At 43.7% G+C, this 26,654-nt stretch carries 26 protein-coding genes and 1 pseudogene; 12 read left to right on the top strand and 15 right to left on the bottom strand.

Going from position 1 to position 26,654, the window contains the following annotated elements:
- Positions 1-548: 548 nt before the first annotated feature.
- The 4 genes and pseudogenes from mgtE to speG all read right to left on the bottom strand — a co-directional run.
- Positions 549-1,820, bottom strand: a pseudogene (gene mgtE, locus LDO51_RS16790) (magnesium transporter); the annotation flags it as partial.
- A gap of 395 nt (positions 1,821-2,215) precedes the next feature.
- Positions 2,216-3,748, bottom strand: a complete 1,533-nt coding sequence (gene ppx / locus LDO51_RS16785) for an exopolyphosphatase (RefSeq protein ID WP_225575494.1) — start codon at positions 3,746-3,748, stop codon at positions 2,216-2,218.
- Positions 3,749-3,752: 4 nt separating this feature from the next.
- The gene (gene ppk1, locus LDO51_RS16780; RefSeq protein WP_225575493.1) at positions 3,753-5,822 is read right to left on the bottom strand and encodes a polyphosphate kinase 1; all 2,070 of its coding nucleotides are present in this window, start codon (positions 5,820-5,822) and stop codon (positions 3,753-3,755) included.
- 80 nt (positions 5,823-5,902) lie between these two features.
- A complete protein-coding gene (gene speG, locus LDO51_RS16775; RefSeq protein ID WP_225575492.1) occupies positions 5,903-6,448 on the bottom strand; it encodes a spermidine N1-acetyltransferase in 546 nt (181 codons plus the stop codon).
- A gap of 386 nt (positions 6,449-6,834) precedes the next feature.
- Here speG and LDO51_RS16770 point away from each other — a divergent pair, with 386 nt between their 5' ends.
- Genes LDO51_RS16770 through arsC (LDO51_RS16760) form a run of 3 tightly spaced genes read left to right on the top strand, consistent with a single transcriptional unit; the run spans position 6,835 to position 8,928 of the window.
- Positions 6,835-7,155, top strand: coding sequence for a metalloregulator ArsR/SmtB family transcription factor (locus LDO51_RS16770; RefSeq protein WP_225575491.1), 321 nt, complete (start codon positions 6,835-6,837; stop codon positions 7,153-7,155).
- 45 nt (positions 7,156-7,200) lie between these two features.
- Positions 7,201-8,490, top strand: a complete 1,290-nt coding sequence (locus LDO51_RS16765) for an arsenic transporter (RefSeq protein ID WP_225575490.1) — start codon at positions 7,201-7,203, stop codon at positions 8,488-8,490.
- Positions 8,491-8,502: 12 nt separating this feature from the next.
- Positions 8,503-8,928: a glutaredoxin-dependent arsenate reductase gene (arsC, locus tag LDO51_RS16760; RefSeq protein ID WP_225575489.1), complete on the top strand. Its 426-nt coding sequence runs from the start codon at positions 8,503-8,505 to the stop codon at positions 8,926-8,928.
- Positions 8,929-9,042: 114 nt separating this feature from the next.
- Here arsC (LDO51_RS16760) and purN read toward each other — a convergent pair whose 3' ends face one another.
- Together purN and purM are read right to left on the bottom strand one after the other, a co-directional pair.
- Complete coding sequence (purN, locus tag LDO51_RS16755; RefSeq protein ID WP_225575488.1) at positions 9,043-9,681, bottom strand: phosphoribosylglycinamide formyltransferase; 639 nt, start codon at positions 9,679-9,681, stop codon at positions 9,043-9,045.
- Positions 9,681-10,721: a phosphoribosylformylglycinamidine cyclo-ligase gene (gene purM / locus LDO51_RS16750; RefSeq protein ID WP_225575487.1), complete on the bottom strand. Its 1,041-nt coding sequence runs from the start codon at positions 10,719-10,721 to the stop codon at positions 9,681-9,683. The genes purN and purM overlap by 1 nt, the downstream gene beginning before the upstream one ends.
- 318 nt (positions 10,722-11,039) lie before the next feature.
- On the opposite strand from purM, the gene upp reads away from it, so the two are divergent.
- The 3 genes from upp to hda all read left to right on the top strand — a co-directional run bounded on the left by upp (position 11,040) and on the right by hda (position 13,869).
- The gene (gene upp, locus LDO51_RS16745) at positions 11,040-11,666 is read left to right on the top strand and encodes a uracil phosphoribosyltransferase (RefSeq protein ID WP_006658899.1); all 627 of its coding nucleotides are present in this window, start codon (positions 11,040-11,042) and stop codon (positions 11,664-11,666) included.
- A gap of 75 nt (positions 11,667-11,741) precedes the next feature.
- Positions 11,742-13,037: a uracil permease gene (gene uraA / locus LDO51_RS16740; RefSeq protein WP_225575486.1), complete on the top strand. Its 1,296-nt coding sequence runs from the start codon at positions 11,742-11,744 to the stop codon at positions 13,035-13,037.
- A 130-nt stretch (positions 13,038-13,167) separates the two neighbouring features.
- A complete protein-coding gene (gene hda / locus LDO51_RS16735; protein ID WP_036953226.1) occupies positions 13,168-13,869 on the top strand; it encodes a DnaA inactivator Hda in 702 nt (233 codons plus the stop codon).
- Positions 13,870-13,904: 35 nt separating this feature from the next.
- Here the strand turns inward: hda and arsC (LDO51_RS16730) are convergent, their stop codons facing one another.
- Positions 13,905-14,261 carry an arsenate reductase (glutaredoxin) gene (gene arsC, locus LDO51_RS16730; protein WP_225575485.1) on the bottom strand — a complete coding sequence of 119 codons (357 nt, stop codon included), beginning with the start codon at positions 14,259-14,261 and terminating at the stop codon, positions 13,905-13,907.
- Positions 14,262-14,273: 12 nt separating this feature from the next.
- Positions 14,274-15,740: a tetratricopeptide repeat protein gene (locus tag LDO51_RS16725; RefSeq protein ID WP_225575484.1), complete on the bottom strand. Its 1,467-nt coding sequence runs from the start codon at positions 15,738-15,740 to the stop codon at positions 14,274-14,276.
- A 143-nt stretch (positions 15,741-15,883) separates the two neighbouring features.
- On the opposite strand from LDO51_RS16725, the gene LDO51_RS16720 reads away from it, so the two are divergent.
- On the top strand, positions 15,884-16,966 hold the full coding sequence (locus LDO51_RS16720; protein ID WP_225575483.1) for an AI-2E family transporter: 1,083 nt from the start codon (positions 15,884-15,886) through the stop codon (positions 16,964-16,966).
- 54 nt (positions 16,967-17,020) lie between these two features.
- Here the strand turns inward: LDO51_RS16720 and bcp are convergent, their stop codons facing one another.
- Both bcp and LDO51_RS16710 read right to left on the bottom strand, forming a co-directional pair.
- On the bottom strand, positions 17,021-17,491 hold the full coding sequence (gene bcp, locus LDO51_RS16715; RefSeq protein WP_225575482.1) for a thioredoxin-dependent thiol peroxidase: 471 nt from the start codon (positions 17,489-17,491) through the stop codon (positions 17,021-17,023).
- Positions 17,492-17,505: 14 nt separating this feature from the next.
- Complete coding sequence (locus LDO51_RS16710) at positions 17,506-18,063, bottom strand: glycine cleavage system transcriptional repressor (protein ID WP_225575481.1); 558 nt, start codon at positions 18,061-18,063, stop codon at positions 17,506-17,508.
- 249 nt (positions 18,064-18,312) lie between these two features.
- Between LDO51_RS16710 and dapA the strand changes: the two genes are divergently transcribed.
- The 4 genes from dapA to purC all read left to right on the top strand — a co-directional run bounded on the left by dapA (position 18,313) and on the right by purC (position 22,151).
- A complete protein-coding gene (gene dapA / locus LDO51_RS16705; protein ID WP_225575480.1) occupies positions 18,313-19,221 on the top strand; it encodes a 4-hydroxy-tetrahydrodipicolinate synthase in 909 nt (302 codons plus the stop codon).
- Positions 19,222-19,237: 16 nt separating this feature from the next.
- Positions 19,238-20,290, top strand: a complete 1,053-nt coding sequence (gene bamC, locus LDO51_RS16700) for an outer membrane protein assembly factor BamC (protein ID WP_225575479.1) — start codon at positions 19,238-19,240, stop codon at positions 20,288-20,290.
- A gap of 160 nt (positions 20,291-20,450) precedes the next feature.
- Positions 20,451-21,128: a hypothetical protein gene (locus LDO51_RS16695; RefSeq protein WP_225575478.1), complete on the top strand. Its 678-nt coding sequence runs from the start codon at positions 20,451-20,453 to the stop codon at positions 21,126-21,128.
- A 309-nt stretch (positions 21,129-21,437) separates the two neighbouring features.
- A complete protein-coding gene (gene purC / locus LDO51_RS16690) occupies positions 21,438-22,151 on the top strand; it encodes a phosphoribosylaminoimidazolesuccinocarboxamide synthase (RefSeq protein ID WP_224057777.1) in 714 nt (237 codons plus the stop codon).
- A gap of 231 nt (positions 22,152-22,382) precedes the next feature.
- Here the strand turns inward: purC and LDO51_RS16685 are convergent, their stop codons facing one another.
- The 5 genes from LDO51_RS16685 to LDO51_RS16665 all read right to left on the bottom strand — a co-directional run bounded on the left by LDO51_RS16685 (position 22,383) and on the right by LDO51_RS16665 (position 25,810).
- The gene (locus tag LDO51_RS16685) at positions 22,383-23,183 is read right to left on the bottom strand and encodes an energy-coupling factor ABC transporter ATP-binding protein (protein ID WP_225575477.1); all 801 of its coding nucleotides are present in this window, start codon (positions 23,181-23,183) and stop codon (positions 22,383-22,385) included.
- On the bottom strand, positions 23,170-24,036 hold the full coding sequence (locus LDO51_RS16680; protein WP_225575476.1) for an energy-coupling factor ABC transporter ATP-binding protein: 867 nt from the start codon (positions 24,034-24,036) through the stop codon (positions 23,170-23,172). Before LDO51_RS16680 ends, LDO51_RS16685 begins: the two co-directional genes overlap by 14 nt.
- Positions 24,027-24,731, bottom strand: coding sequence for an energy-coupling factor transporter transmembrane component T (locus tag LDO51_RS16675; protein ID WP_225575475.1), 705 nt, complete (start codon positions 24,729-24,731; stop codon positions 24,027-24,029). The genes LDO51_RS16680 and LDO51_RS16675 overlap by 10 nt, the downstream gene beginning before the upstream one ends.
- A gap of 8 nt (positions 24,732-24,739) precedes the next feature.
- A complete protein-coding gene (locus LDO51_RS16670) occupies positions 24,740-25,321 on the bottom strand; it encodes a membrane protein (protein ID WP_036953246.1) in 582 nt (193 codons plus the stop codon).
- Positions 25,322-25,384: 63 nt separating this feature from the next.
- Positions 25,385-25,810 (bottom strand): PPC domain-containing DNA-binding protein, encoded by a 426-nt coding sequence (locus LDO51_RS16665; RefSeq protein ID WP_225575474.1) that lies wholly within the window; start codon positions 25,808-25,810, stop codon positions 25,385-25,387.
- Between the two features lie 389 nt (positions 25,811-26,199).
- On the opposite strand from LDO51_RS16665, the gene LDO51_RS16660 reads away from it, so the two are divergent.
- A complete protein-coding gene (locus LDO51_RS16660) occupies positions 26,200-26,652 on the top strand; it encodes a DUF441 domain-containing protein (RefSeq protein ID WP_225575473.1) in 453 nt (150 codons plus the stop codon).
- Positions 26,653-26,654: the final 2 nt, after the last annotated feature.

The raw sequence follows: 26,654 nt of genomic DNA, 5'->3' as shown, positions 1-26,654 counted from the left end.
ATATTAGCGCGATGAGGTTATTTGTAATAATAGGTACGTTAAATAGCGAAGTAATTAATATTATTTGGCAAAGGATATGAGAGATAAAACGAGGAAAAATAAACCAAGGTAATACTCTGTATCTATAACGTGCCTTCATTTATAGCAGAAAGTTTCATATTCTGTAAACCATCACCTTGAAAACAAGCATAAGATTCTATTTAGTTTAGTATGTTAAGTTTGTTGCTCCAAATGGCAATTGAATGTCATGATATGATATTAATAAACGAGTAATTACAGACGATTGTATATTTTGAGGTGCAAAATAATGGAAAAAAAGGCAATAAATATAATGGTGCTAATTTATTAAGTGTGAAATTAAATAGAGTGAGTAACAGATACAAATAAATTAATATAATTAAGTTTCAGGGGATAAGGCTATTTAAATAAATAATACTCGCTGATATGATCTGTTAACTATTTCTATTTTGGTGGGATTGAGAGGTTTTGCAGTAAATGACAGGTTTTTATAAACCCGCACACCTAGCTTAAGGTATGCGGGTAGGCAGTTAAACTAAGAACAGGGTAGCTAACCCTAAGAAGATAAAGAAACCGCCAGTGTCTGTGATTGCCGTGATCATCACGCTAGAACCGATAGCAGGGTCTTTACCCATCTTAATCATAATTAATGGGATCAGGACACCCATGATGGCAGCCATCAAGAGGTTGAGCACCATCGCAAGGGTCATTACGGCGCCCATAGCGAGATCCCCATACAGGAGATAGGTGACAACGCCCATAATACCACCCCAAACCACCCCGTTAATAAAGGCGACCCCAAGCTCTCGGACCATCAGGAAGGAGAAGCTACCGTTCTGGATTTGGTGTAAAGCGATGGCACGGACAATCATCGTAATGGTCTGGTTACCGGTATTACCACCGATACCCGCCACGATTGGCATTAATGTTGCGAGGGCAACTAACTGTGAAATCGTATCTTCGAACACACCGATAACACGGGAAGCAACGAAAGCGGTACACAGGTTAATGGCAAGCCATGTCCAACGGGTTTTAACGGCTTGACCAACAGGGGCGAATACGTCCTCTTCAGGGCTTAATCCCCCCATACGGCGGATACTGTTGTCGTTTTCTTCGCTGATATTATCAACGATGTCCTCAACGGTTAGGCGTCCCATCAGCAAACCGTTGCTGTCTACAACCGCGGCAGAAATTAAGTCGTAACGTTCGAACGCGCTCGCCGCATCTTCCCCTTTTTCATCGGGTAAGAAGGTGACGGTATCGGTTTTCATCACGTCGGCCACAATACGTTCTGGCGGTTGGATCAAAATGGTGGTCAGCGGTAATTCACCTTGCAGATAATTATTTTTATCGACAACGAAAATTTTATCTGTTGCTTCAGGAATTTTTCCTCGTTGGCGTAGATAACGTTGCACTGTTTTTAGGGTGATATTTGAACGCACGGTGACGAATTCGAAATCCATCATCTGCCCAACGCTGTCTTTGGCGTATTGGAGAACTTCACGAATGCGGCTGCGTAAGCTTGGGTCTAAGTAGGTGAGAAGACGGCGCATGGTATCGCGGGGCAAGTGCTCGGCGATATACGCTTGTTCGTCAACATGTAAGCCGGCAACCGCTCGCAGCAGTTCTCGGTCTGACATATCTTTAATCAGGCTATCCCACACCGATACGGAGGCTTCCACCAATACTTCACCGCGTTCGTTGTTATCAACTAAGCGCCAAAGTGCGAGACGCTCGTCGTACGGTAGCATTTCAAGGATATCGGCGATATCCGCGGTGTGGAGGTCAACAAGCAGTTCTTTAACTGTGCTAATTTTTTCACTGAATGCTTTATCATCCATACTGACGTGTTGGTCTTTTTCGACAAGAGCGTGGACAAACTCTTCGTCTTCCATGAATAACGTCAGTATTTGCTGGCGGATGTACGCCAGTCTTTGTGAATGCGGATTGATTATTGGTGCCGCATCAGTTGAAAAAGCAGTTTGTGACATGTTAATCCTTAAACCATTCGGCGCTGAAGCGCTTTAAATTAATTCGCCTGCGAGGTGACGAAACTTCTACTCAGTATTGTCGCTGATCCCAAAAAAATATCAAATTTGTTCATATTTTGAATAAGAAGAACAAAACAACACTGACCGCAAATCATTATTTTTTGTTTCTATTTTCTAAGTCATGCTCATTTCTGAGTGACATAAGCCTACGGCTCATTTTCTGCACAAATGGTGAGTTTCCAGCCTGGAACCTCTTCCCAGTAGCGACTCTCTTTTTCAAGGTCGAGCAGCATTAACGCATTGTGGGCGAGATACTGTGCAGGCAAGAAAAGTGTCCAATGACCTTCGTCGGTTTCAATGCGCATAGACGAAGGTGTCGTCGTTGATTGGCGCTGATTATTCAACAAAATGGATAAGCGCAAAATCTGAATCAACGGCATAAATTGTTTACGTTTAAACAAATTAAACTTAGGTATTTCATCGTATTTAATGGCGCGACGATGATGACGAACCAACGTAGCTAATAGTAACTGCTGCTCTTGGCTAAACCCCGGTAAGTTGGTGTTTTGTAAGATATAAGCGGAGTGACGATGCATACCACTATGGTTAATGCTCAATCCCACTTCGTGCAGCATCACCGCCCAAATTAAAATGGATTCTAATTGTGGGTTGGCCTGTTTAGGGTTCTGTTGGCGCCACTGATAATACAGCTCTTCCATGGTTTTCAAAACCCGTTTGGCTTGTTCACGGTCGATATTATAGTGCTCAGCAAGGCTTAATGCGGTACGCTGGCGAATATCTTGGTGGCGAAAGCGACCTTCCATTTCATAGAGAACACCTTCACGTAAGGCGCCGTCTGAGAGCCGTAACTCTTTGATTTCGAGGGAATCAAATACCGCAATTAAGATAGCTAAACCGGGTACAAAAACCTGTTTGCGATCAGAAGAAAGTCCTGGAATTTCTAATGAACGAAATGTTTTATGCTTCAGTGCCAGCTGTTTGATTTTTTCGAGGCGTTCGCGGGTAATAATCCCATCACGGTCGCCCATCTCAATAATCACAGCATGTGCAGCTTTAATGGTGCCGGATGCCCCCATTGCGACGTCCCAGACTTGCTTTTTAAATAGGGTCGCGGTGCTTTCCAGTTTTAAGCAGGCGGCTAAATAAGCGCGATTAAAATTTTCCGGGGAAATCGTTTCATTAGGGAAATAGTGACGCGCGAAGCTAACGCAGCCCATACGGCGGCTTTCAATTAAAATCGGTTCAAATTTTTCACCGATCACCAGCTCCGTGGATCCGCCGCCAATATCGATAACCAGTTTGCGTCCTTTTTCTGGCTGAGTGTGTTCAACACCCATAAAAATCAAGCGGGCTTCTTCTTGCCCTGAAATGATTTCAATCGGGTAGGGAATAATGGATTTGGCACGACGTAGAAACTCTTCAACGTTGGTGGCGACTCGTAATGAATGGGTGCCAACGATACAGACGTTATCGGGAGTAAAACCTTGTAGACGCTCAGCAAATAGCGATAAACACGCCAAGCCGCGCTCCATCGCCTCCTCACTGAGTTCATTGGTATCACTCAGCCCATCAGCAAGATGAACACGTTTTTTTAAACGGGTTAGAACTTGTAGTGCTCCATTGACAATACGCGCAATAACCATATGAAAACTGTTTGAACCCAAGTCAATCGCGGCAATCTCTTGTGGTCTTGGGGTAGGTGAACTGGCAATTGGCATAGTATCAAGCTCTTGTTTCTGGCATTTCGAGTGCTTTTAAAAATTCATAAACGGCTAATTGAGCGCGAATTTTGCGCTTATTGCCGCGAGGAACATAATGATTACTGAGTTCTTTGTCAACAAAGCGGGCTTTGACGGTATCACTGAACTGTAATTCCAGGATATCTAAAACCAATTGTTTAAGTCGCGGATCCAGCAAACGAACGGCGACTTCGATACGGTAGTCGATGTTACGGGTCATCCAGTCGGCCGAGGAGATAAAGACTTTTTCATCACCGGCGTTGGTAAAGACATAAACGCGGTCATGCTCTAAGAATCGGTCCACCACACTGGTGACTTGGATATTTTCGCTATAGCCTTGTTGCCCTGAGACGAGTGAACACATGCCACGCACTAATAAGCGAATTTTAACGCCCGCATTAGACGCATCGTAGAGCTTATCGGTCAGTTCTTTATCGACTAAATTATTAATTTTCAGTGTGATGCCACTAGGTAATCCAGCTTGAGCATTCGCAATTTCTTGGTCAATTAATTCAGTGATTTTGATGCGTGTATTTTGCGGAGATACCATCAAATTATCGAAAGTCACAGGGCGATACGGGTTTTCAATAAAGCTAAATACGCGGCGCACTTCGTTGGTGATTTGCTCATTACAGGTGAGTAATGAGTAGTCGGTGTAGAGGCGCGCGGTTTTTTCGTTAAAGTTACCGGTACCGATATGGGCATAGCGAACAATTTGGCCTTCTTCCATTCGGGAGATAATAAACAGCTTGGCGTGAATTTTAAGCCCCGGCGCGGAGAAAATAACGTGGACGCCCGCTTCAGTCAGACGTTTTGCCCAGTGAATATTGGCGGCTTCATCAAAGCGCGCTTGCAGCTCCACCACCACGGTCACTTTTTTACCATTATGAGCTGCGTGGATCACAGAGTCGATAATGCGAGAATCTTTTGCCACGCGGTAAATATTGATTTTGATGGATAATACATTCGGGTCAAACGACGCTTGGCGCAGTAATTCTAATGTGTGCTCGAAGGTGTAATACGGGTAGTAGAGCAACACATCGCGCTCACGGATAGCATCAAATCCGTTACGGAAATTATCAAACCAGCGGTGACGCAAACGCGGTAACGGTTTGTTGAGTAAGTTTTTATTTCCTTCATTCGGGAAGTTAATAAAATCTTTAAAATTATGGTAACGGCCACCGGCAATCACCGAGTCATCACTCGATAACCCCAGTTTTTCTCGTAGCAGGGCGACCATTTCATCGGGCATATCCCGTTGATAAACAAAGCGAACCGGCTCAGCCGTTAAACGCTGTTTCAACGTGGATGACATAATTTCTAGCAGGCTAGATTCCATTTCCGTGGCGATATCATATTCCGCATCACGGGTCATTTTCATGGAATAAGCGTTGAGCTTATCGTAGTCAAAGAAGCCTTTGAAAATTTCATCAAGGGTGTAGCGAAGGATATTATCAATCAAAATCATTGATTTGCGACGCTTTGGCATCTCTGGTGGGAGATTCACAAAACGCGGGACTTTATCCGATGGGATCTCCAATAAGGCGTATTGCACTTCAGCACCATTAATAATCTCAACGGCGAGGTAGGTGTAATCGTCTTTCAGAAATTCCACTAAGTTGGTATCACGATTGATTAAAATCGGCGTGATGTGTTGGCGTAGATTTTGACGAAAGTATTGGCGTAACCAAATTTGCTGGCGAGGTGAAATTTGACGCTCGTTAATTAAGAATATTTGGTTACGTGCCATTTCAAGGAGTAGGTCGTTGTAGAGAACGTCGAACTCTTGCTCTTGTTTGGCCACTTTAGACTGAATTCGTTTAAGTAGATGACGGGCACCGCTGGCGGAACCGCGCTCTTCATTGATTAAGATGCGACGTTTTACATCCGCAAAACGGACTTTATAGAACTCGTCTAAGTTATTGGAGTAAATGCCCAAAAAACGCATTCGTTCTATAAGAGGGTTCCGCTTATCTGCGGCTTCTTGGAGAACTCGTTCGTTAAAAGAGAGCCAGCTGAGCTCTTTTTCATGATAGAGGCGTTCTTGGGACATTGTTGCTCCGTATTTGGCTGGTTAATGCTGATAAAAACCGATTATCACCTTTGACTTCTATAGCGCTATTCTTGGAAATATTACGCGTTTTCAGACTGCTGTTTCATTGCAAAATATTGGTGCTGGAACACACACATACGGATTGCGGTGTGGTAGCGCCCATTAACAAAAAACTCATCAATCAGTTCGCCTTCTGTGTGGAAGCCGAGTTTATTATAAATATGGATAGCTTTGACATTTTCTTTATCGACTATCAGATAAAGTTTGTACAAATTGAGCACTGAAAAGGCGTAATCCATTGCCAGTTTTGCAGCGCGGCTTGCATACCCTTTGCCTTGGTAGCGGGGTGCAATGATAATCTGGAATTCAGAACGACGGTGAACATAATCAATTTCAACCAGCTCGACTAAATCGACTTTTTCACTGTCAGATTCGACAATAAAGCGGCGTTCAGATTGGTCATGAATATGCTTATCGTAAAGATCACTGAGCTCAACGAATGCCTCATAAGGTTCTTCGAACCAATAACGCATAATATTGGCGTTATTGTCCAGCTGGTGGATGAAAGCTAAATCTTCACGCTCAAGTGGGCGCAATCTAAACAGATGAGCTTGCCCGGTCGTCATAAAACACCTCGATTGTTGTTAATTATAAAACTATTTAAGGCGAAAGTATCAACTAGAAAATTAATTACTTAGCGCGTTAATAAGGATACCACTTATTTGCAATAAAATAATGACAGAAAGCAGGGTGAGGGAGAGTTTGTCGAAGATTAGTTCGTTTAAGGGGAAATAGTTGGGGGGAGGTTGGTGGTGGGTTTAGACCAAAAAAGTGAAGATGACAGCGGAAAATAAGTGATTAGAAATAAAAAGGGCGGTAAGCGTTTAGTAATATATTGATCGAAGCATTCAGGGTAGGAAAGTGTTTTATTTCTCCAACAAGAGGGGTGGTAATTTTACAGTAAACATATATGATATTCCATATGTGTCAAGCATGATAAACGGAGTAAGTAATGCTACAACCAGTACAGCTTTTTAAAATCTTATCGGATGAAACTCGCCTCGCCATTGTCATGCTTCTTCGGGAATCGGGTGAGCTATGCGTATGCGATATATGTGCGGTTACGACAGAATCACAGCCTAAAATTTCTCGTCACATGGCTATCCTGCGTGAGGCTGAACTGGTATTAGATCGTCGAGAAGGAAAATGGGTTCACTATCGTCTCTCACCCCACATTCCTGCATGGGCCAGCGAAACGATAACGACGGCATGGCATTGCCTGCGCGATGATATACGTGAACGCCTGAAAAAATCTGCATGTACTTCTTGCTGATAAGTTTAATTACATACACTTAAACATATATAAAGGAATCTGGAAATGTTTCTTGCCGGGAGTATCTTTATACTGACCTTGGTTCTAGTCATCTGGCAACCTAAAGGACTCAGTATTGGCTGGAGTGCAAGTATTGGAGCTGTGCTAGCACTAGGAACGGGGGTGATTCAATTCGATGATATCCCCGTCGTCTGGCATATCGTCTGGAATGCGACAGCAGCATTTATTGCGGTCATCATCATCAGCTTACTGCTAGATGAATCTGGTTTCTTTGAATGGGCTGCATTGCATGTTTCCCGCTGGGGGAACGGGCGCGGTCGTCTGTTGTTTACCTGGATAATCCTGCTTGGTGCTGCTGTTGCTGCACTGTTTGCAAACGACGGTGCAGCCTTGATACTGACACCGATTGTGATTGCAATGTTACTCGCTCTGGGGTTCAGTCAGGGGACGACACTGGCATTTGTCATGGCTGCAGGATTCATCGCTGATACCGCTAGCCTACCGCTGATTGTCTCTAACCTAGTCAATATTGTTTCAGCGGATTTCTTCGGTCTGGGATTTACGCAGTATGCCTCCGTGATGGTTCCTGTGAATCTGGCGGCCATTGCTGCCACGCTGGTCATGTTGCATCTTTTCTTCCGCCGCGATATTCCTGCCAGATATGACGTTTCATTGCTGAGGATGCCTAGCAGTGCGATTAAGGATCCTGCGACGTTTAGGGCAGGCTGGGTTGTTCTGTTGTTCCTGCTGGTCGGTTTCTTTGTTCTGGAGCCGTTGGGGATCCCTGTCAGCGCTATAGCTGCTGTTGGCGCAGTGGTATTGTTAGTGGTGGCCAAGAGGGGACAAGCCATTGATACCGGGAAAGTGCTTCGTGGTGCACCTTGGCAGATAGTGATTTTCTCGCTGGGTATGTATTTGGTCGTCTATGGTCTACGTAATGCAGGACTCACTGAGTATCTTTCTTCCGTACTCAATATGCTGGCAGACAACGGTTTGTGGGCTGCCACGTTTGGTACTGGCTTCCTGACAGCATTTCTGTCGTCGATGATGAACAATATGCCGACGGTACTGATTGGCGCACTATCGATTGACGGGAGTGCTGCGACTGGTGTCATTAAGGAGGCAATGATTTACGCCAATGTGATTGGTTGCGACTTAGGTCCTAAAATCACCCCGATAGGCAGTCTTGCTACACTATTATGGCTTCATGTGCTGGCACAAAAAAATATGACAATCACGTGGGGGTATTACTTCCGCACCGGCATTATCATGACCTTGCCAGTATTATTTTTTACTCTGGCTGCGCTAGCGTGGCGGCTATCTATCACTTTGTAATGAGATACTGATATGAGCAACATTACTATTTATCACAACCCAGCCTGTGGCACTTCACGTAACACACTGGAGATGATACGTAACAGTGGCAACGAACCGACCATTATCTACTATCTTGATGCACCACCAACCCGCGATGAGCTTATCAAACTAACTTCAGATATGGGAATTTCTGTACGTGCATTGCTGCGTAAGAACGTTGAACCTTATGAGGAATTGGGTCTTGATGAAGACAAGTTCTCGGATGAGCAGTTGATTGATTTTATGCTCCAGCATCCGATCCTGATTAATCGACCAATTGTAGTTACGTCGCTTGGTACAGCTCTTTGTCGTCCCTCAGAAGTTGTGCTGGATATTTTACCCGAAACTCAGAAAGGCTCTTTTACTAAAGAGGATGGTAAAAAGGTCATTGATGAAACTGGAAAACGAGTTAAATAATCTTTCGGGCTAATATCATTGGGGGTGTCTGTTTACTTCACTCAGGTATCCGTTATTCGCTCAGACCTGCCAACCAAATCTGAGCGAATACATTTAAACTTACCTAACTGCGTATTAATTTGCTTGATAACCCGTTGCCGATAACGGCTGGCCATCGAGCAGGGCTTTACCCTCTTGCATCACGAGGCGACCAGAAACAAACCACGCAATAACTTGAGGATAAATCAGGTGCTCTTGCAGCTTAACGCGTTCAACCAAATCGTCTTCGGTGTCTTGCGGTAAAACAGGCACATGCCCTTGCAAAATAATTGGGCCGCCATCGAGCTCTTCGGTAACAAAATGCACGGAAGTGCCGTGTTCGCTATCGCCATTTTCAAGTGCGCGTCGATGGGTATGCAGCCCCGGATATTTAGGCAGCAAAGACGGGTGAATATTCAGCATTTTCCCTGTGAAATGTTTCACAAACTCAGGGGTTAAAATGCGCATAAACCCAGCCAAGACCACTAAATCCGGTTGATACTGCTCGATAGCGTCTAACAGTGCAGCATCGTAAGCTTGGCGGTCGGTGAACGCTTTTGAGCTAACACAAAGGGCTGGAATGCCAGCCTCTTGTGCGCGAACCAAACCGTAAGCATCACTTTTATTACTGATCACCGCGACGATTTGCCCGTCGATTTCATGGCGTTGGCAGGCATCAATCATCGATTGTAAATTACTGCCACTGCCTGAAATCAAAACAACGATGTTTTTCATTAGCGGATAACAACCTGCTCTTCACCCGCAGGTAATTCAGCAATTGTCCCGATCTGCCAAGCATTTTCACCTAGCGTAGTTAGCAGTTTTAATGCGGACTCAACTTCGGTTTGCGGCAGAGCAATGATGATACCCACGCCGCAGTTAAATGTGCGATACATTTCGTGGGTGGTGACATCACCTGCTTGTTGCAGCCATTCGAATACCGCAGGCCATTCCCAGCTGTTGCCGTCAATGATAGCTTGAGTGTTGTCAGGTAAAACGCGAGGAATATTTTCCCAGAAGCCGCCGCCAGTAATGTGTGCAATGGCATGAATATCGTTTTTAGCGATCAATTCTAAGACATTTTTAACATAAATACGGGTTGGTTCTAACAGATGGTCAGCGAGAGGTTTGCCCGCCAATTGCGTGGTTTCTGGATTGGTTTTGCTGACTTCCAGAATTTTACGCACTAATGAGTAACCGTTAGAGTGAGGACCGCTTGAGGCTAACGCGATCAGCGCGTCGCCTGCGCTGACTTTTGTGCCATCAATAATTTCAGAGCGCTCAACGACACCCACACAGAAGCCTGCAACATCATAATCTTCGCCGTGGTACATGCCTGGCATTTCAGCGGTTTCACCACCGACTAATGCACAGCCAGACTGCTTACAGCCTTCCGCGATACCGGTGATCACGCTTGCAGCGGTATCCACATCCAGCTTGCCAGTTGCATAATAGTCTAAGAAGAACAGTGGCTCAGCACCTTGGACAATCAGGTCGTTGACGCACATAGCGACTAAATCGATACCGATGGATTCATGACGTTTTAAGTCCATCGCGAGGCGTAGTTTAGTTCCCACACCGTCAGTGCCTGATACTAAAACAGGCTCGCGGTATTTTTGTGGCAGGGCACACAGTGCGCCGAACCCTCCCAATCCTCCCATTACTTCTGGACGGCGAGTTTCTTTCACCACACCTTTGATACGTTCAACCAATGCGTTACCTGCATCAATATCAACACCGGCATCTTTATAGCTGAGAGAGGTTTTATCAGTCACTACGGCCCCCAAGGCAATTGCATTTTGGAAAAAAATAACTTCATTTGCCGATATTCTATCAGGCTCCGCAAACGTTTGCGATAGCTTTCTGACTGAAATATTTGATGCAATAAATTGTGATGTCGTGATGCAAAGCGCATGATTTTATTCGCGCCCTACACCATAAAAAATAGTATGTGTATACTAATTAAGCAAATAACGCCTGATTGATGATTGTTTGACCTGAATCAAGATGATACTAGTGGCATTGAGGGAAAAAAGCGGTATAATCCCGCGATTTTTTTGTCCGGTGACGTTTTAAAAAAGTAGGAGAAACCCATGAAGATCGTTGAGGTAAAACACCCTCTCGTTAAACATAAACTCGGCCTGATGCGAGATCATGACATAAGCACTAAGCGCTTTCGTGAACTGGCCTCAGAGGTTGGTAGCCTACTGACTTATGAAGCGACCGCTGACCTAGAAACTGAAAAAGTAACAATTGATGGTTGGTGTGGTCCTGTAGAAATTGAACAAATTAAAGGTAAAAAAATCACTGTAGTTCCTATTCTACGTGCCGGTATTGGCATGATGAACGGCGTATTGGAAAGCATCCCAAGTGCACGTATCAGCGTAGTGGGTATTTACCGTGATGAAGAAACGTTACAACCTGTCCCTTATTTCCAAAAATTAGTTTCTAACATTGATGAGCGCATGGCGCTGATTGTAGACCCAATGTTAGCAACCGGTGGTTCTATGATTGCAACCATCGACCTTCTGAAAAAATCCGGCTGTAATTCAATTAAAGTCTTAGTTTTAGTTGCTGCACCGGAAGGTATTGCTGCATTAGAAGCAGCGCACCCAGACGTTGAATTGTACACGGCTTCAATTGACCAACACTTAAATGATGAAGGTTACATTGTTCCGGGTCTAGGAGACGCGGGCGATAAGATATTTGGTACTAAATAATAATGAAGCCGACTGAAGAGTCGGCTTTTTTTTGATAAAAAAATAATATTCACGACGCATAAGAGGATGATGAGCATGACACGCCGCACGATAAGTGTTGAAGAAAGACCACCATTACTACAAACCATTCCATTAAGCTTTCAACATTTGTTTGCCATGTTTGGGGCAACGGTTATTGTTCCTATTTTGTTTGGCGTGAACCCGGCAACGATTTTATTATTCAACGGGATCGGTACGCTGCTGTATTTATTTATCTGTAAGGGCAAAATCCCGGCTTATTTAGGGTCGAGCTTCGCCTTTATTTCTCCGGTATTAATTTTACTGCCGCTTGGGTATGAGCTAGCGCTTGGCGGGTTTATTATCTGCGGAGTGCTATTTTGTATCGTGGCATTGATCGTCAAAGTGGCCGGGCGCGGCTGGATCAACGTGATGTTCCCACCCGCAGCGATGGGGGCGATTGTTGCAGTTATTGGTCTTGAATTAGCGCAAACCGCAGCTAGCATGGCTGGGCTGTTACCAAAAGAAGGCGCGGCGGTTGATTCAAATACCTTAATTATCTCAATCACCACATTGTCGGTCACTATTTTGTGTGCTGTGGTTTTCCGTGGATTCTTATCGATTATCCCAATCTTAATCGGTTTCCTTTCAGGTTACGCACTTTCCTACTTCATGGGGATTGTTGACTTTACACCGGTTATTGAAGCGCCATGGTTTGCCATTCCGACTTTCTATACACCGCGTTTTGAGTGGTTCGCGATTTTAACCATCCTGCCTGCGGCGTTAGTGGTCATTGCGGAACACGTGGGGCACCTAGTGGTGACAGCGAATATCGTTGAGCGCGATTTAATGAAAAACCCTGGCTTACATCGTTCCATGTTCGCAAACGGTTTCTCTACCGTGTTATCGGGTTTCTTTGGTTCGACACCAAATACCACGTACGGTGAAAATATTGGCGTAATGGCGATTACTAAGGTCTACAGTACGTGGGTCATCGGTGGCGCGGCAATTATCGCTATCTTACTCTCTTGTGTCGGTAAATTAGCGGCAGCGATTCAATTAGTGCCAGTACCTGTCATGGGCGGTGTTTCACTGTTACTGTACGGTGTAATCGGAGCTTCGGGTATTCGTGTTCTGATTGATTCGAAAGTGGATTATAACAAACCACAAAACCTGATTTTAACCTCAGTGATTTTAATCATCGGTGTGAGTGGCGCGGTGATCCACATTGGTCAAGCAGAACTGAAAGGAATGGCGTTGGCGACAATTGTCGGTATTTTGATGGCGCTGTTGTTCCGCTTTATTACCTTTGTTCGCCCAGAAAAACAGTTTGTGACTTCAGAAGTGAAAGTCTTAGACGAAAACAAAAAATAAATCAGTATTAAGATAAATAAATTGCCGGAGTGGCTAAAGCTCCGGCAATTAACCGTCAGGCTGTTCATCTCTTCTTGTTATTTATGATAAACTCAATGGCGTTAATTGAACTGTACAATCAGAGGCGCTTCTGAATACACCATCTCAACTCTCATTACCACTTTCTCTTCCTGATGATGAAACCTTTGCCAGTTTCTATGCTGGGGAAAATGAGGGATTACTCTCTGCGCTCAAAACGGCGATTAATCAGCCTCATGGTAGTTATATCTATTACTGGTCAAGAGAAGGGGGCGGGAAGAGTCATTTACTGCATGCGGCATGTGCTGAGTTGTCTGAGCAAGGTGTTGCTGTAGGTTATGTACCGCTGGATAAGCGCGCTTACTTTGTGCCCGATGTGCTCGAAGGTATGGAACATCTCTCTCTGGTCTGTATTGATAATATTCAATGCATCGCGGGAGATGAAGAGTGGGAAATGGCCATCTTCAATCTGTATAACCGCATTTTAGAAATTGGTCGAACGTGCTTACTCATCACCGGGGACCGTCCACCGCGCCAGATTGATTTGAAACTCCCGGATTTAGCTTCTCGCCTCGATTGGGGGCAAATTTATAAACTGCACCCTTTAAGTGATGAAGACAAAATTTGTGCGCTGCAATTACGTGCCAGTATTCGTGGATTTGAATTGCCTGAAGATGTTTGCCGGTTTGTATTAAAACGGTTAGACAGAAAGATGGGCACCTTATTTGATATCTTAAATAAGCTTGATCATGCTTCGATTGTCGCTCAGCGTAAAATGACCATTCCTTTCGTTAAAGACATTCTCAAATTATAAAAATTTGGCAGCCCATCGACTGCCAAATAGTCTGTTTATAAAATTTCTAGCACTTGCTCAGGTGGTCGACCCAACTTGGCTTTTTTACCGTTTACCACAATCGGGCGCTCAATTAATTTTGGATTGTCATGCATGGCTTGAATAAGCTGCCCTTGAGTGACGCTGTTATCCGCTAATTTTAACTCTTTATAGATATCTTCTTTGGTGCGCATTAACTGACGAGCATCAGTGAATCCAAGCATCTTCAGTAATTTTTCAATATCAGCCACTGAAGGTGGCGTCGTTAAATATTCAACCACCGTTGGCGTGATGCCTTTTTCTTGCAATAAAGCCAGTGTTTCACGGCTTTTGGAGCAGCGAGGGTTGTGATAAATTTTAATTGAATCCGTCATTATCTTTATTCCTTACGGTTTTGCGTTGCTATCGCGCTCTTTTAATCGAGTGAGTTCATCGATTCGCGCATCAAAACGTTGTTGTTCATAACTGCCTAAGCGGCTTTTACGGCTCGCTTCACTTAAATAATTAATGGCAGTGTCATAGTTACCGCGCAGTGCCATGCCTTCGGCATACGCCGCCAATTCTGCATTGCGATCCCCAAGTTTTGCTGAGGCTTCAGCCAGCAGATCCCAACCAATAGGGTCATCAGGGTAATCAAACGTGTATTTATTCAATAAGTTAGTGGCATCTTTATACTGCCCGTTGCTGACATATGCGTTCGCAAGGTTAACAATAAATACCGTATTTTTCGGCGATTTCTTCAAGGCATCTTTCAGGCGAGCGATAGCTTTACTGACTTGTTTTTGCTCAATATCGATATCTGTCATGGAATCGATAAACCACGGGTTATCAGGCTGTTTAGCTAACAACTCAGAAATAATAACGCCCGCTTCACTGTATTTTTTATCTTGAGATAACAATAATGCTTTGCCGTACTTCGCCGCCATTTGCTCTTGAGCATTGCCTTTACTGTAGTTTTCGATGATTTGGTCTAGCGCATTGCGTTGATCTGCCGGGCTATACATAGACAAAATGCGAACGCGTGCCAACATAAAGTCTAATGAGGATGGGGCATGGACTTTCGGATATTGGTTTGAACGGTTACGGGCATCGGCTAAACGGCTGTCTGGTAAGGGGTGAGTCAGCAAAATTTCTGGCGGTTTAGACATATAGCGAGTTTGGTCAGACATGATTTGCATAAAATCAGCCATGGCATGGGGGTCAAACCCAGAGCGGCGTAACGTTTGTAAACCAATGCGGTCGGCTTCTTGCTCATTGGCTTGTGTAAAGCTGATCATCCCTTGTTGCACTCCCGCGAATGTTCCCGTTAATGCGGCGAAACCAGCTTGTGGGTTCGCCATCACCAGTAATAGAGAACCGATAGTGCCCGCGATGGCTAATGGCGTTGTGGCTTTTTGGTCTTCCATCATTCGCGCGAGGTGGCGCTGAGTCACGTGGGAGATTTCGTGCGCCATAACGGAAGCAAGCTGGCTCTCATTTTGGCTATAACGAAATAGCGCAGAGTGAAGAACCACGTTACCGCCAAAATAGGCGTAAGCGTTAATATTCGGGTTATTGACAAGGTAAAACTTAAATGGTGTTTTGACAGAATCTGCATTCGTCACTAAACGTTGTCCCAGCTTATTCACGTACTGGGTCAGTAATGGGTCATAAATGAGGGGGGTACTTCCTCGAATTTGACGAGTAATGGCATCACCCATAATGATTTCTTGGTTAATGCTGAGAGTTCCTCCTGCAGTTGTACCAATATCAGGCAGGGTATCTTCAACAGCACTATAGGCAGGTAATACAGCACCATGGAGAAGTGCGGATATCAGGATAGCGAGCAGTGGATATTTCAATTTTTTAGTCATAGTGCATATCTTCACTTATTACCTACAGAAAATACGAATTAATTGGGAGATATGATAGCAAAAGCTATCGCAAAATCTGTTATTCGGTATAATTTTCTTTAATTTAGGAACTGTCTTTGTTTTACATTCCCAGGAGCCAATGAATGTTAGAAATGTTTTTACAATGGTACCGTCGGCGCTTTGCTGACCCGCAAGCAGTTGCATTGTTTAGTTTGCTGGTTGTTGGCTTTCTGGTCATTTTTTTCTTCAGCAGTATACTGGCTCCATTATTAGTCGCAATTGTCTTGGCATATTTACTTGAATGGCCAACACATTTACTCCAACGGCTTGGATTATCCCGCGTTTTAGCGGTGAGCATCATTTTGACCTTGTTTGCTGGAATAAGTGCCATGGTGATCTTAATTATTGCACCAACGGCGTGGCAACAAGGGATTAATCTTGTGGCGGATTTACCTAACATGGTCAATCGTTTTAGCGAGTTTGCTCGCCGATTACCGGAGCAATATCCTGCACTGGTTGATGCTGGCATCATTGATATGATGGCAGATAATGTGCGCAGTAGGTTGTCAGTTGTTGCGGAATCTGTGGTGAAAGCGTCAGTTGCTTCATTAATTGGTATTTTCACGTTAGCAATCTATCTGGTTTTAGTGCCACTGATGATGTTTTTCTTATTAAAAGATAAAGAAAAAATCGCAAAAAGTTTTTTAAAACTGTTACCGAAAAATCGCCTGTTAGTCAGTAAAGTTTGGCTAGAGATGAATCAGCAAATTACTAACTATTTGCGTGGTAAAGTTACGGAAATGGTGATTGTTGGCGTCTGTACCTACATTGGTTTTGCCTATTTTGATCTGCGTTATTCAGTGCTGTTATCCGTATTGGTTGGGGTTTCTGTTTTGATTCCGTATATCGGTGCTGTGGCGGCCACCATTCCGGTGGTTTTAGTCGCATTATTCCAATGGGGCATTGGTTCCGAGTTCTGGTCACTGTTTATTGTTTATCTGGTGATCCAAGGGTTAGACAGTAACATCGTCGTACCGCTGTTGTATTCTGAAGCGGTGAATTTACATCCATTAGTGATTATTTTGTCAGTGGTCATTTTCGGCGGATTATGGGGATTCTGGGGGGTGTTTTTTGCTATCCCGCTAGCAACCTTAATCAAAGCGGTGATTAACGTGTGGCCACAAGATTTGAGTGATAGTGAGACAACAGAAAAAGCAGAAGGCTAGAAAAGAGAGTCATTAAGAAAAAAGGGGTGCTAAATTAGCATCCCTTTTTAGTCATTAGGCGTGAGCGTTGATATACGCTAATACAAGTTCATGGTGATTACTGGTTTTGAAATCGTCAAATACGTGCTCGATGGTACCATTTGCATCGACAAGGAAACTAATGCGGTGGATACCGTCATAAGTTTTGCCCATAAATTGTTTTTCACCCCACACACCAAATTGTTCACAAGTTTGATGATCTTCATCGGATAATAGTGTGAAGTTTAATAACTCTTTTTCAGCGAAACGAGCCAATTTTTCTGGTTTGTCTGTACTAATACCTAAAACTTCGACACCTTTTGCTTTTAGTGTATCCATCTCATCACGCAGTCCACATGCTTGAACTGTACAGCCTGGAGTCATCGCTTTAGGATAAAAGTAAACTAATACGCGTTGACCCTGGAAATCAGAAAGATTGATGATTTCACCATCTTGGTCAGGAAGGCTAAATTGAGGCGCCTTATCACCGGCTTTCAATGGGTTCATTACATATATCTCCGTTAACTCTGCATTTTGGGGTTGTTAACAATACTGATGTTGCCTTTGGCATTTAGCATTGTACATAGTTGTTGAAATTTATTCTTTATAATTATGCCATTATCATCTAGTGGGTCATGGGCTGTAATTTGGATTTCCAATTGAGCCGGTTGTGTATCATTTGCAGGCTGTGTTTTAGAAATTAATTCTGCGATGTTGCACTGTTGAGTGGTAAACAAATTAGTAAATTGTTCAATAATACGTGGCGCATCATCCACCATCACATTTACTGTTACAGTAGACGGGTAGTAGGTTTTTTGCACGCTTTGCGTGCGTTTCATCACAATCAGCAAATCTAACTCTGCCCCTTTAGTCGGTAAAATCGCCTCCAGAAGAGTGATAGCATTCCAACTGCCGGATAACATCATTATAAAAGTAAATTCCTCGCCAAACATAGCGAGTCGACTATCCTCAATATTACAATCACATTCACTGACAAGGCGTGTAATTGTATTCACAATGCCCGGACGATCTGTTCCCAGCGCAGTAATAACAAGAAATTGCGGTTCAGTCTTAGGCAAAGTATCTTCCTTATTTTGACTAAATTTAGGTCAATGATATTGACTCAGGATGGTGGTAAGGAAACCATAAAATTATGAATCTGCCAAGTGGGGCAATTCACTCTTGCGACAAATGTGGGTGAATTATTACTTCTATTTAAGTTAATGTCACTGGCATTAACAAAATTCATTAAAATCTTGCGTTTGGGTGGTTTTCTTCTGTGAAATGAAAACGTAACATGGAAACTCATCTATTTAGGGGGCATTGCGATGGCTAATCAAAACGTAAACTACAAAGACTTTTTACAAGGCAGTATTGTTGCTGTGATCACACCAATGGATTCAGCGGGTAACGTTGATAGAAAAAGCTTAAAACAGCTGGTGGATTACCATGTCGCAAATAAAACCTCTGCGATAGTATCAGTGGGAACAACTGGGGAATCAGCAACATTAAACCATAAAGAGCATGTTGATGTAGTGAAAGTGACGCTTGAGTTAGCTGATGGCCGTATCCCAATTATAGCGGGAACAGGTGCAAATGCGACCGCAGAAGCGATTTTGCTAACAAATGAGTTTGAAAACAGTGGCGTAGTTGCGTGCCTAACAGTAACGCCTTATTATAATAGACCGTCACAAGAAGGCTTATATCAGCATTTTAAAGCGATTTCAGAAAACACCAGCTTGCCACAAGTTCTTTATAATGTACCATCGCGTACTGGGTGTGATTTATTACCTGAAACTGTGGGCCGCTTGGCGAAATTGGCGAATATTGTGGCAATTAAAGAAGCTACAGGGAACTTAGCACGTGTTCATCAAATCAAAGAGTTGGTTGATGACCATTTTGTTCTGCTTTCTGGCGATGATGCAACCGCACTTGATTTTATGCAACTCGGTGGAAAGGGCGTCATTTCGGTCACATCCAACGTCGCGGCTGCGCAGATGGTAAAAATGTGTGACTTAGCGCTTGCGGGCAAATATACTGAGGCCCGTGAATTGAATAAACAGCTGATGGGACTTCATCATCAGTTATTTGTTGAGCCGAATCCAATCCCTGCGAAATGGGCTTGTCATCGTTTAGGTCTTATTGCGGATGATACTTTACGGTTACCAATGACACCGTTAACTGTATCTGGACAGCAAAAGATTGAAGATGCCTTGAAACTCGCAGGTTTACTGTAAAATTTAGGGAATTTTAATGGCAACATTATTGCAAAAATCGAAGGTTATGAAGGTTGCTGGCCTGTCACTTGTCGTGTTACTGGCAGCCTGCTCCAGCGATCAGCGCTATAAACGTCAGGTCAGTGGTGATGAGGAATATCTTAATGCTGCGCCATTGAAAGTGCTGAATGCGCCGCAGGGGATCACTTTACCAGCAACTAATGGTGAATATGATATTCCTAAAACCACCTCAACAGGGGCGGTTGGGAAAGCGTTAGATATTCGCCCACCAGTACTGACGATTTCACAATTAGCCGGTTCACGCACTGAAAACAGCGCAGAAGCCAGCCGTTTGTTGCTAGATAATACTCCTGAAAATAATGCGTTATGGTCACAAGTGACCATGATTTTAGAACAGCGTGGGATCCCAGTCTCTACGAAGAACGATGGTTCTCGCTTTATCGAGACTGACTGGATTAAATGGGATCGTGCAGACGAAAACGTCCCATTAGAGAGCCGTCATAAAGTCACTGTTCAGCCAGAAAATGGCATGATTGCTTTAACGGTGACTAACTTAGGCTTACGCCAAGGTGATGAAACGGTGACAGATGCAGCGGAAATTCAACGTTATAACAAACTGTTATTAAACGATTTAACCGACGCTCTGTACACCCTGCGTGACACTTCAAGTAAAAATAGCCTGCAAAGCGCCTATGGCATCATTGATGTTCAAACCGGCAGCAATGATACTGGCTTACCAGTAGTTATCGTACGTGCGCCGTACGATGCAGTTTGGGAGCGTTTACCACACGCATTAGAAAGCGTTGGTATGAAAGTGGGCGACCGTAGCCGTTCAGCAGGTTCCGTCATGGTGACTTACAAAGGCTTGAGCAGCTCCGAATGGCAAGCGCTGGGTATTGATGACCCATCGGTATCGGAAGATGACTATAAAGTCCAAGTGGGTGATTTGAATAACCGTAGTAGCCTACAGTTTATCAACACCAAAGGCGTGCCATTGACTCAGAAACAGAATGATGAAATGGTCGCCGCACTGAAAGCCGCTTTCAGTAAAGCACCGACTAAAAAATAAGTTTACATAGCTAACTTATTTGTTCTATCAAGTGAAAACGCCGTCCTATGGGATGGCGTTTTTTTTCAGGTAAAAACGTGATGTAAACGTAATAAAACCGCTTAATAGTCACTCTAACGGTGAATGTATTAGAGGCTATTTTTCGGATATACGTCAGTCAATGAAGTCTAACAGTGAGGGAAAAGTCGTGGATAATAACGCATCTAAACCAACGACTAAGAGTGATAGTACTTCGATGCCAAGACAAATATCAGGAGCTGAATTTAATTATAAATTACGCAGTACCGAAAATAATCAGAGCCATACGGAAAGCTTTATTCGAGATGGAGTTGTGGACTTTGATTTACCGGGCTATGTTATCCCTAAGGGATATCGGTTAGTTAAGTCACTCAAAAAAGAACAATATCGATTATTAGCGATGGAGGGAATACCAGAAACAGTTTACTTGCTGGAGCTGAGATTCCGTACGGATATTGTCTTTGGTGAAACCACATGTACTCAGATTAAAGTTTGGCGCACTATATCCCATCTACACCGGAATAATATTGGAGATTTACCTCGAGTATTTTTCATTCATTTGCTCGATAATCATAGCATCATGGTAACGGATGAAGAGCATACTCGTGATGGGCAACGCTTCTGGGAAATCATGATTTCTTGGGCATTTTATCAAGGCTATTATATTTATGCTTCCGATGACACGCTCGAAGACAGGCCACTAACACAAATCCATACTGAATCTGAATTCTTTGAGCAATGGGTCAATCAACTTTGGGGTAGAGATATCGACGTATATACCCACAAACTGATTGTGATCAGCAAATATCCATTACTTTAACTACCCACCTGCGCACCTATCAATCATAAAATTCTCAGTGAAACAAATGGACAAAAAATCAGTATTTGCAGCCAAGTAATCGTTTGCGTATGCGCGAGAATTTTATTATCATAAATAGCAGTTAATCATAAAATATTGAATATCAGTTAGTTAGCTCTGTATCAATAATTTTTGGATAACTGACTGAATCAGAGCAGAAAATTAACAATGAATCCGCTATTTTTTGCGGTTTATTCTACTGTTACTTATCTGAATCTGCTGTGCAGGTTGATTTCTATTGAGTGTAATCACATCCCTGGAGTGTTTAAGATGCAAAAGAAAGCTGAGTTGTATCGTGGCAAGGCAAAAACGGTCTATACCACAGAGGATCCAGATTTATTAGTTCTGGAGTTCCGTAATGATACATCAGCACTCGATGGCGAGCGTATCGAACAGTTTGACCGTAAGGGAATGGTTAATAACAAATTTAACCATTTCATCATGACTAAGTTGCAAGAAGCTGGCATTCCTACACAGATGGAAGCCTTATTATCTGATACTGAAGCATTGGTTAAAAAACTGGATATGGTGCCGGTTGAATGTGTTATCCGTAACCGCGCGGCAGGTTCTCTGGTTAAGCGCCTTGGTGTTGAAGAAGGGATGATTTTAAACCCGCCTCTGTTCGACTTATTCCTGAAAGATGACGCTAAACATGACCCAATGGTGAACGAATCTTACTGTGAAACGTTTGGTTGGGTGAGCAAAGAAAACTTAGCAAAAATGCGCGAGCTAAGCTACAAAGCGAACGATGTTTTAAGCAAGATTTTTGCGGACGCAGGTTTGATCTTAGTTGACTTCAAACTGGAGTTTGGTCTATTTAATGGCGAAGTAGTACTGGGTGATGAATTCTCACCAGACGGTAGCCGTTTATGGGATAAAGAAACCCTGAACAAAATGGATAAAGACCGTTTCCGTCAAAGCCTCGGTGGCTTGATTGAAGCTTACGAAGAAGTCGCTCGTCGTATCGGTGTTAAACTCGATTAAGTTTCTAAAATCTTATTGAGATAAACAATGATAGCCTGCCAATCGCAGGCTATGAGGTTGATGACAAAGAGGGATAAAAGCGTGGTTTTTCCCTCTTTGTGTTATCAGGCGAAAATCAATAAATTGATTTTCCTCGTTAATTTTACAACCCAAACGAGCCATTTCCAAACCTGATGGGTTTGTCAATGGTCTGATAGCCTGCCAATCGCAGGCTATTTTTTTATTTTTAAATCATGAGTGTGCCAAAAATTGCTGAACCCAATGATCAGCTTGGCTTTCGATAGGTAGATTTAGCTGATGACTGAGTGAATGCAAAGTAGGGGATGGCAAAACGGAATCTGGCTGTAACTCATGGTGGCGTAATACCGTCGTAATATTACCATCTGCTACTAAGCGACCTTGGGATAAATGTATTGCACGAGAAAAATGGCGGGCTGCAAAATCCAAATCATGGCTGATAGTGACAACCGTAGTACCCAATTGTTTTTGATAATCGAGCCAGTGTTCAAAATACCCTAACCACTGTATATCGAAATCTCGGCTTGGTTCATCTAACAGCAGTAATTTAGGCTGAACAGCGGTTAAACAGGCCACGGCGACCATTCGCCGCTGAGCTGAATGTAAATCAAGTGGATGTTTATCCGCAACATCCGTTAAATGGCAGAGAGTTAAAGCTCGCTCTAATTTTTCAGCAGTATCCGATGAGGATAATTTTTGGCGGCGTAATCCAAACATAATCTCATCTTTCACCGAGCTGTGAAAAATCTGTTTTTCAGCTTCTTGGAATAAAATCCCAATCTGTTGAGCGCGTTCAGCTGCTTTCAATCCACTGATAGGTTGTTGATTAAAATCAACCTCCCCACAAGACGGCGGTAATAAACCAGCCATTAAACGCAACAAGGTGGATTTTCCTGCACCATTATCACCCACCAACGCCACCCATTCCCCTGTGTGCAGTGTAAGTGTGAGATCCTCAATGGCATGTGTGGTTTTCGGAGTATATTGAAAGCTTAATTGATTAATTTGCAGCATAACAAGCCTCAATACCTTGAATCAGTTGTTGCTCATTGCGAGGCACTGGAGAATGCCAACAGCCACGTTCCATTAATTTCCCGACAACACGCCACGCATCCGGCATATTGATTGTCTGTTGTGCGGGTAAAAATACGGCGTCAATATCCCCTTGAGCGGTAATAATGCCTTGCTCAAGCAACGAAAAATTATCGCAAAAATGCAGCGCGGGGAGTAAATGCCGTTCAAACAGGACCACACAACAACCGGTGTGTTCACTGTAATTTTTTAATTGAGTGAGTAATCGATGTATGGCTGCGGGTGTTAAGCGGCTAAAGGCTTCATCCAATAGTAATAATCGTGGTTGCATAGCAAGAGCACTCGCCAATACAACGCGCTGAGCTTCCCCGCCAGAGAGTGTTGCAGGGTGACGAGTGCGCAAATTTTGGCTGAAGGTTAACTCAAGAGCCTGTTCAACCCGTTGAACGATTTCTTCAGGTGGAAGCCCCAAATTTTCGGGTCCAAAAGCCACTTCTTGCTCAACGGTAAATGTACAGCCAGAAAGTTGCAACTGCGGCGATTGTTGCACGAGTTGACGTTCAATAGAGAGTTCAACTAAAGATTGCTCACCTAATGGTTGAGCAAGGATCATGCCATTACCAGTGACATTTCCGGTTAACTGATCAGGTAACCAACCCGCTAACAGTTGGGCTAATGTGGTTTTACCGCTACCATTTCCGCCTAACACACAATGCCAATTTCCGTGTGATAGGGCTAGGTTAATCTCTGACAGGATAGGTTTCTCGCTGCCTTGAGGCGTAAACGTTAGTTGCTGTAGACTTACCATCCTATTTTCCGTCATGTTTACCAACATAGCGTCACCCCTGCTTCAATCACGATCAGTGCTAATAAGCCAAGACGCAATGCATATTGAAGGCGACTATCCGCAGGTTTATTCAATGTGGTGCGATGGCGAGTGTAGCGAAAACCGCGCATATCAAGAGCAGCACTTCGGACGGTTAGCTCACTGAGTGCTTGGCTTGCTAGGGGAAATAATAAGGCGGGTAACGTGGTTAACCGTTGCCAAAAATGGCCATCTAAGGGAACCCCTCGGGCAAGCTGAGCTTCACGAATCGTAGTAAGCTGCTGACGAAGTTGTTCAACAAGTAAAAGTGGACCTGCAAGCACATAAGCAAAACTGGCAGGGAGACGACTGGCAAATAGCGCCCGGATAAATCGCTCAGTGGGCACATATTGTAGCCATAATTGAGAGGCACTAATAATCGCTAGCAACCTAAACCATAATGCGAGGGCTTTTTGCTGCTGAATATCAGAAGGATGGGGACCAGAAAGTAATTGGCTTAACCAGCCACCATGCACCAACCAAAGCCCTGCGGCCATAGGTACCATAAACCAGACAATAAATTTCCAGCGATAGCGGGCGGCTGGCCATAAAATAACCGCCAAAAAAATACTGCAAGCGACGATGATTAGAGGTAGCCCAAAAGGTAAAAAAAGGGTAGTGGCACTCAGCCACCCCCATAAGGTTAGCGAGGTAAAAGGGTGCATTCTAACCCCTAGCGCACTTTAGCCATATTTGGGAAAGTACGCTGAACGCGCTCAGGTAAACGACGGACAAGCAACCAAGCCACAATGGCTGAAATTATCTTATCTGCAATATTAGCGCCTAAAACGGTGATAGCCACCGACTCTAATAAGTTTTCACCAACGGCATGGAAATAAGCCACAAAAAAGTCTGCTCCGCTACCGGTGGTGCCTGCAAATAAGTAGGTACGAATAGGCACGGCGACAATCATCAGTGCGATAGTGATCACCACTCCCGATAAAATAACGCGTGGTAGAGTACGAAAACCACCAGCACGTGCTAGCAAACCTGCACTTAAGCCGATCATCATCGCCACTGGGGCAAATGCTGCCGCGATAGGCCCCGTTAAAAGACCCCAAAGTAAGTTAGTCGCTAAGCCACTAAAAATAGCTGCCCAAGGACCTGCGAGCAATGCGCAGATAATAGTGCCAATAGAATCAAGGAAGATAGGCAGTTTTAACATGGAGCTTAGTTGCCCAACTACCATGTTGATTGCAATGGAAAAAACAATTAAAGCCAACGTTCGGCTAGAAATTATTGACGAGTTTGCCATGAATTAAATATCCCTAATAAGTTGTAAATTAAAGCCAGAATGAAAATCAAAATAGAACGAAAATTAACGAGAGGTGACGACCAATTCTTCATATCCTGAGAGCGCACAAGGCTCGCGGGTAAAGGTTTTATTTTCCAGTTCGCCAATAATCAATTCGAGGGTGGTTCTGACGGTACAACCTGGCATCATATGTCCACCGCTCATTTGTCCGTTTTCATCGGAAACCGCCAAATGCAGATGTTCACCCTGAGCATCAAGGGTGCCTATCAGTGAAACAATTTCAAACTTACCTGAGGTAAGATGGGTATTTTCTTGTCCAGCAAAACGCAAGGCGACATCGGTCAAGCTACCCACGCAGCCAGCAATAAATGCGGCTTGCAACTGATGGTGTTTGACCTGTTGTTGTAAGGCAAGAATGACATCTTCCCCTGGACGTAAACGCAGCGCGATAAAGCGAGCATTTGAATAAATGCTTAAAGATTGAGACATAGCCAAGATCCTAGTGAACCGTGTTTATAGATTACGGTAATCTATTATACGAATAGATAACTTGCTGTCTGGGAAAAGGATTTTTTTGGGTTTTTTTTAGTGAAACACTCTGTGTCTTAAAAAATATTGATCAAGAAGGTCGGAATGATGGGTGAAAAAACAATCTGGAGTATCGAATATTCTAATTATTTGGCTTAAGTTTTTTCGGGGTTCAGTGAATGAAAGGGAACCTATTTTCTAAGATAATCTTTTTTCAGATAGACTACAGAAAATAGCGTTTAAAGGTGAAGGATGATTTGCCTCTTCAACGCAAGATCAATAACATACTAACTCAATTGACACGGTGGAACTGTGTTGCCGCAATGCATTTATTTTACAGGGGAAAAATTATGAGCCAAGTGGATCCTACACTGATCATTTTGCTGGTATTGGCCGGATTAGGCATTATCAGCCACAACATGACAGTGACGTTAGCCATGCTATTTCTATTGGTGGTGCGGATCACGCCGCTGAATAATTTCTTCCCTTGGGTAGAAAAATATGGGCTAACCATCGGGATTTTAATCTTGACGATAGGTGTCATGGCGCCTATCGCGAGCGGAAAAATCTCAGCGAGTGATGTATTAAGTTCCTTTTTGAATTGGAAATCGTTATTGGCAATAGTGATTGGTATATTGGTTTCTTGGTTAGGTAGTCGGGGTGTCGCGCTTATGGGGAGCCAGCCCTCGACGGTGGCGGGGTTATTGGTGGGAACGGTGATTGGTGTTGCTTTATTCCGAGGTGTTCCTGTTGGGCCATTGATCGCCGCAGGTATTTTGTCATTACTCATAGGTAAATTGTAACC

The organism is Providencia alcalifaciens (assembly GCF_020271745.1).
Classification (GTDB): Bacteria; Pseudomonadota; Gammaproteobacteria; order Enterobacterales; family Enterobacteriaceae; genus Providencia; species Providencia alcalifaciens_B.
This window is presented reverse-complemented; position numbering and strand designations above follow the sequence as displayed.

What these genes read in the sequence shown, in the direction of transcription:
- LDO51_RS16685 (WP_225575477.1), bottom strand. Translation starts at nt 23,183, where the DNA reads ATGCTGCAAATTAATCAATTAAGCTTTCAATATACTCCGAAAACCACA.
- LDO51_RS16770 (WP_225575491.1), top strand. Translation starts at nt 6,835, where the DNA reads ATGCTACAACCAGTACAGCTTTTTAAAATCTTATCGGATGAAACTCGC.
- LDO51_RS16665 (WP_225575474.1), bottom strand. Translation starts at nt 25,810, where the DNA reads ATGTCTCAATCTTTAAGCATTTATTCAAATGCTCGCTTTATCGCGCTG.
- LDO51_RS16765 (WP_225575490.1), top strand. Translation starts at nt 7,201, where the DNA reads ATGTTTCTTGCCGGGAGTATCTTTATACTGACCTTGGTTCTAGTCATC.
- LDO51_RS16660 (WP_225575473.1), top strand. Translation starts at nt 26,200, where the DNA reads ATGAGCCAAGTGGATCCTACACTGATCATTTTGCTGGTATTGGCCGGA.
- ppx (WP_225575494.1), bottom strand. Translation starts at nt 3,748, where the DNA reads ATGCCAATTGCCAGTTCACCTACCCCAAGACCACAAGAGATTGCCGCG.
- LDO51_RS16670 (WP_036953246.1), bottom strand. Translation starts at nt 25,321, where the DNA reads ATGGCAAACTCGTCAATAATTTCTAGCCGAACGTTGGCTTTAATTGTT.
- LDO51_RS16695 (WP_225575478.1), top strand. Translation starts at nt 20,451, where the DNA reads ATGAAGTCTAACAGTGAGGGAAAAGTCGTGGATAATAACGCATCTAAA.
- LDO51_RS16725 (WP_225575484.1), bottom strand. Translation starts at nt 15,740, where the DNA reads ATGACTAAAAAATTGAAATATCCACTGCTCGCTATCCTGATATCCGCA.
- ppk1 (WP_225575493.1), bottom strand. Translation starts at nt 5,822, where the DNA reads ATGTCCCAAGAACGCCTCTATCATGAAAAAGAGCTCAGCTGGCTCTCT.
- LDO51_RS16680 (WP_225575476.1), bottom strand. Translation starts at nt 24,036, where the DNA reads ATGTTGGTAAACATGACGGAAAATAGGATGGTAAGTCTACAGCAACTA.
- LDO51_RS16720 (WP_225575483.1), top strand. Translation starts at nt 15,884, where the DNA reads ATGTTAGAAATGTTTTTACAATGGTACCGTCGGCGCTTTGCTGACCCG.
- purC (WP_224057777.1), top strand. Translation starts at nt 21,438, where the DNA reads ATGCAAAAGAAAGCTGAGTTGTATCGTGGCAAGGCAAAAACGGTCTAT.
- speG (WP_225575492.1), bottom strand. Translation starts at nt 6,448, where the DNA reads ATGACGACCGGGCAAGCTCATCTGTTTAGATTGCGCCCACTTGAGCGT.
- purN (WP_225575488.1), bottom strand. Translation starts at nt 9,681, where the DNA reads ATGAAAAACATCGTTGTTTTGATTTCAGGCAGTGGCAGTAATTTACAA.
- bamC (WP_225575479.1), top strand. Translation starts at nt 19,238, where the DNA reads ATGGCAACATTATTGCAAAAATCGAAGGTTATGAAGGTTGCTGGCCTG.
- arsC (WP_225575485.1), bottom strand. Translation starts at nt 14,261, where the DNA reads ATGACGGATTCAATTAAAATTTATCACAACCCTCGCTGCTCCAAAAGC.
- arsC (WP_225575489.1), top strand. Translation starts at nt 8,503, where the DNA reads ATGAGCAACATTACTATTTATCACAACCCAGCCTGTGGCACTTCACGT.
- dapA (WP_225575480.1), top strand. Translation starts at nt 18,313, where the DNA reads ATGGCTAATCAAAACGTAAACTACAAAGACTTTTTACAAGGCAGTATT.
- uraA (WP_225575486.1), top strand. Translation starts at nt 11,742, where the DNA reads ATGACACGCCGCACGATAAGTGTTGAAGAAAGACCACCATTACTACAA.
- LDO51_RS16675 (WP_225575475.1), bottom strand. Translation starts at nt 24,731, where the DNA reads ATGCACCCTTTTACCTCGCTAACCTTATGGGGGTGGCTGAGTGCCACT.
- upp (WP_006658899.1), top strand. Translation starts at nt 11,040, where the DNA reads ATGAAGATCGTTGAGGTAAAACACCCTCTCGTTAAACATAAACTCGGC.
- bcp (WP_225575482.1), bottom strand. Translation starts at nt 17,491, where the DNA reads ATGAACCCATTGAAAGCCGGTGATAAGGCGCCTCAATTTAGCCTTCCT.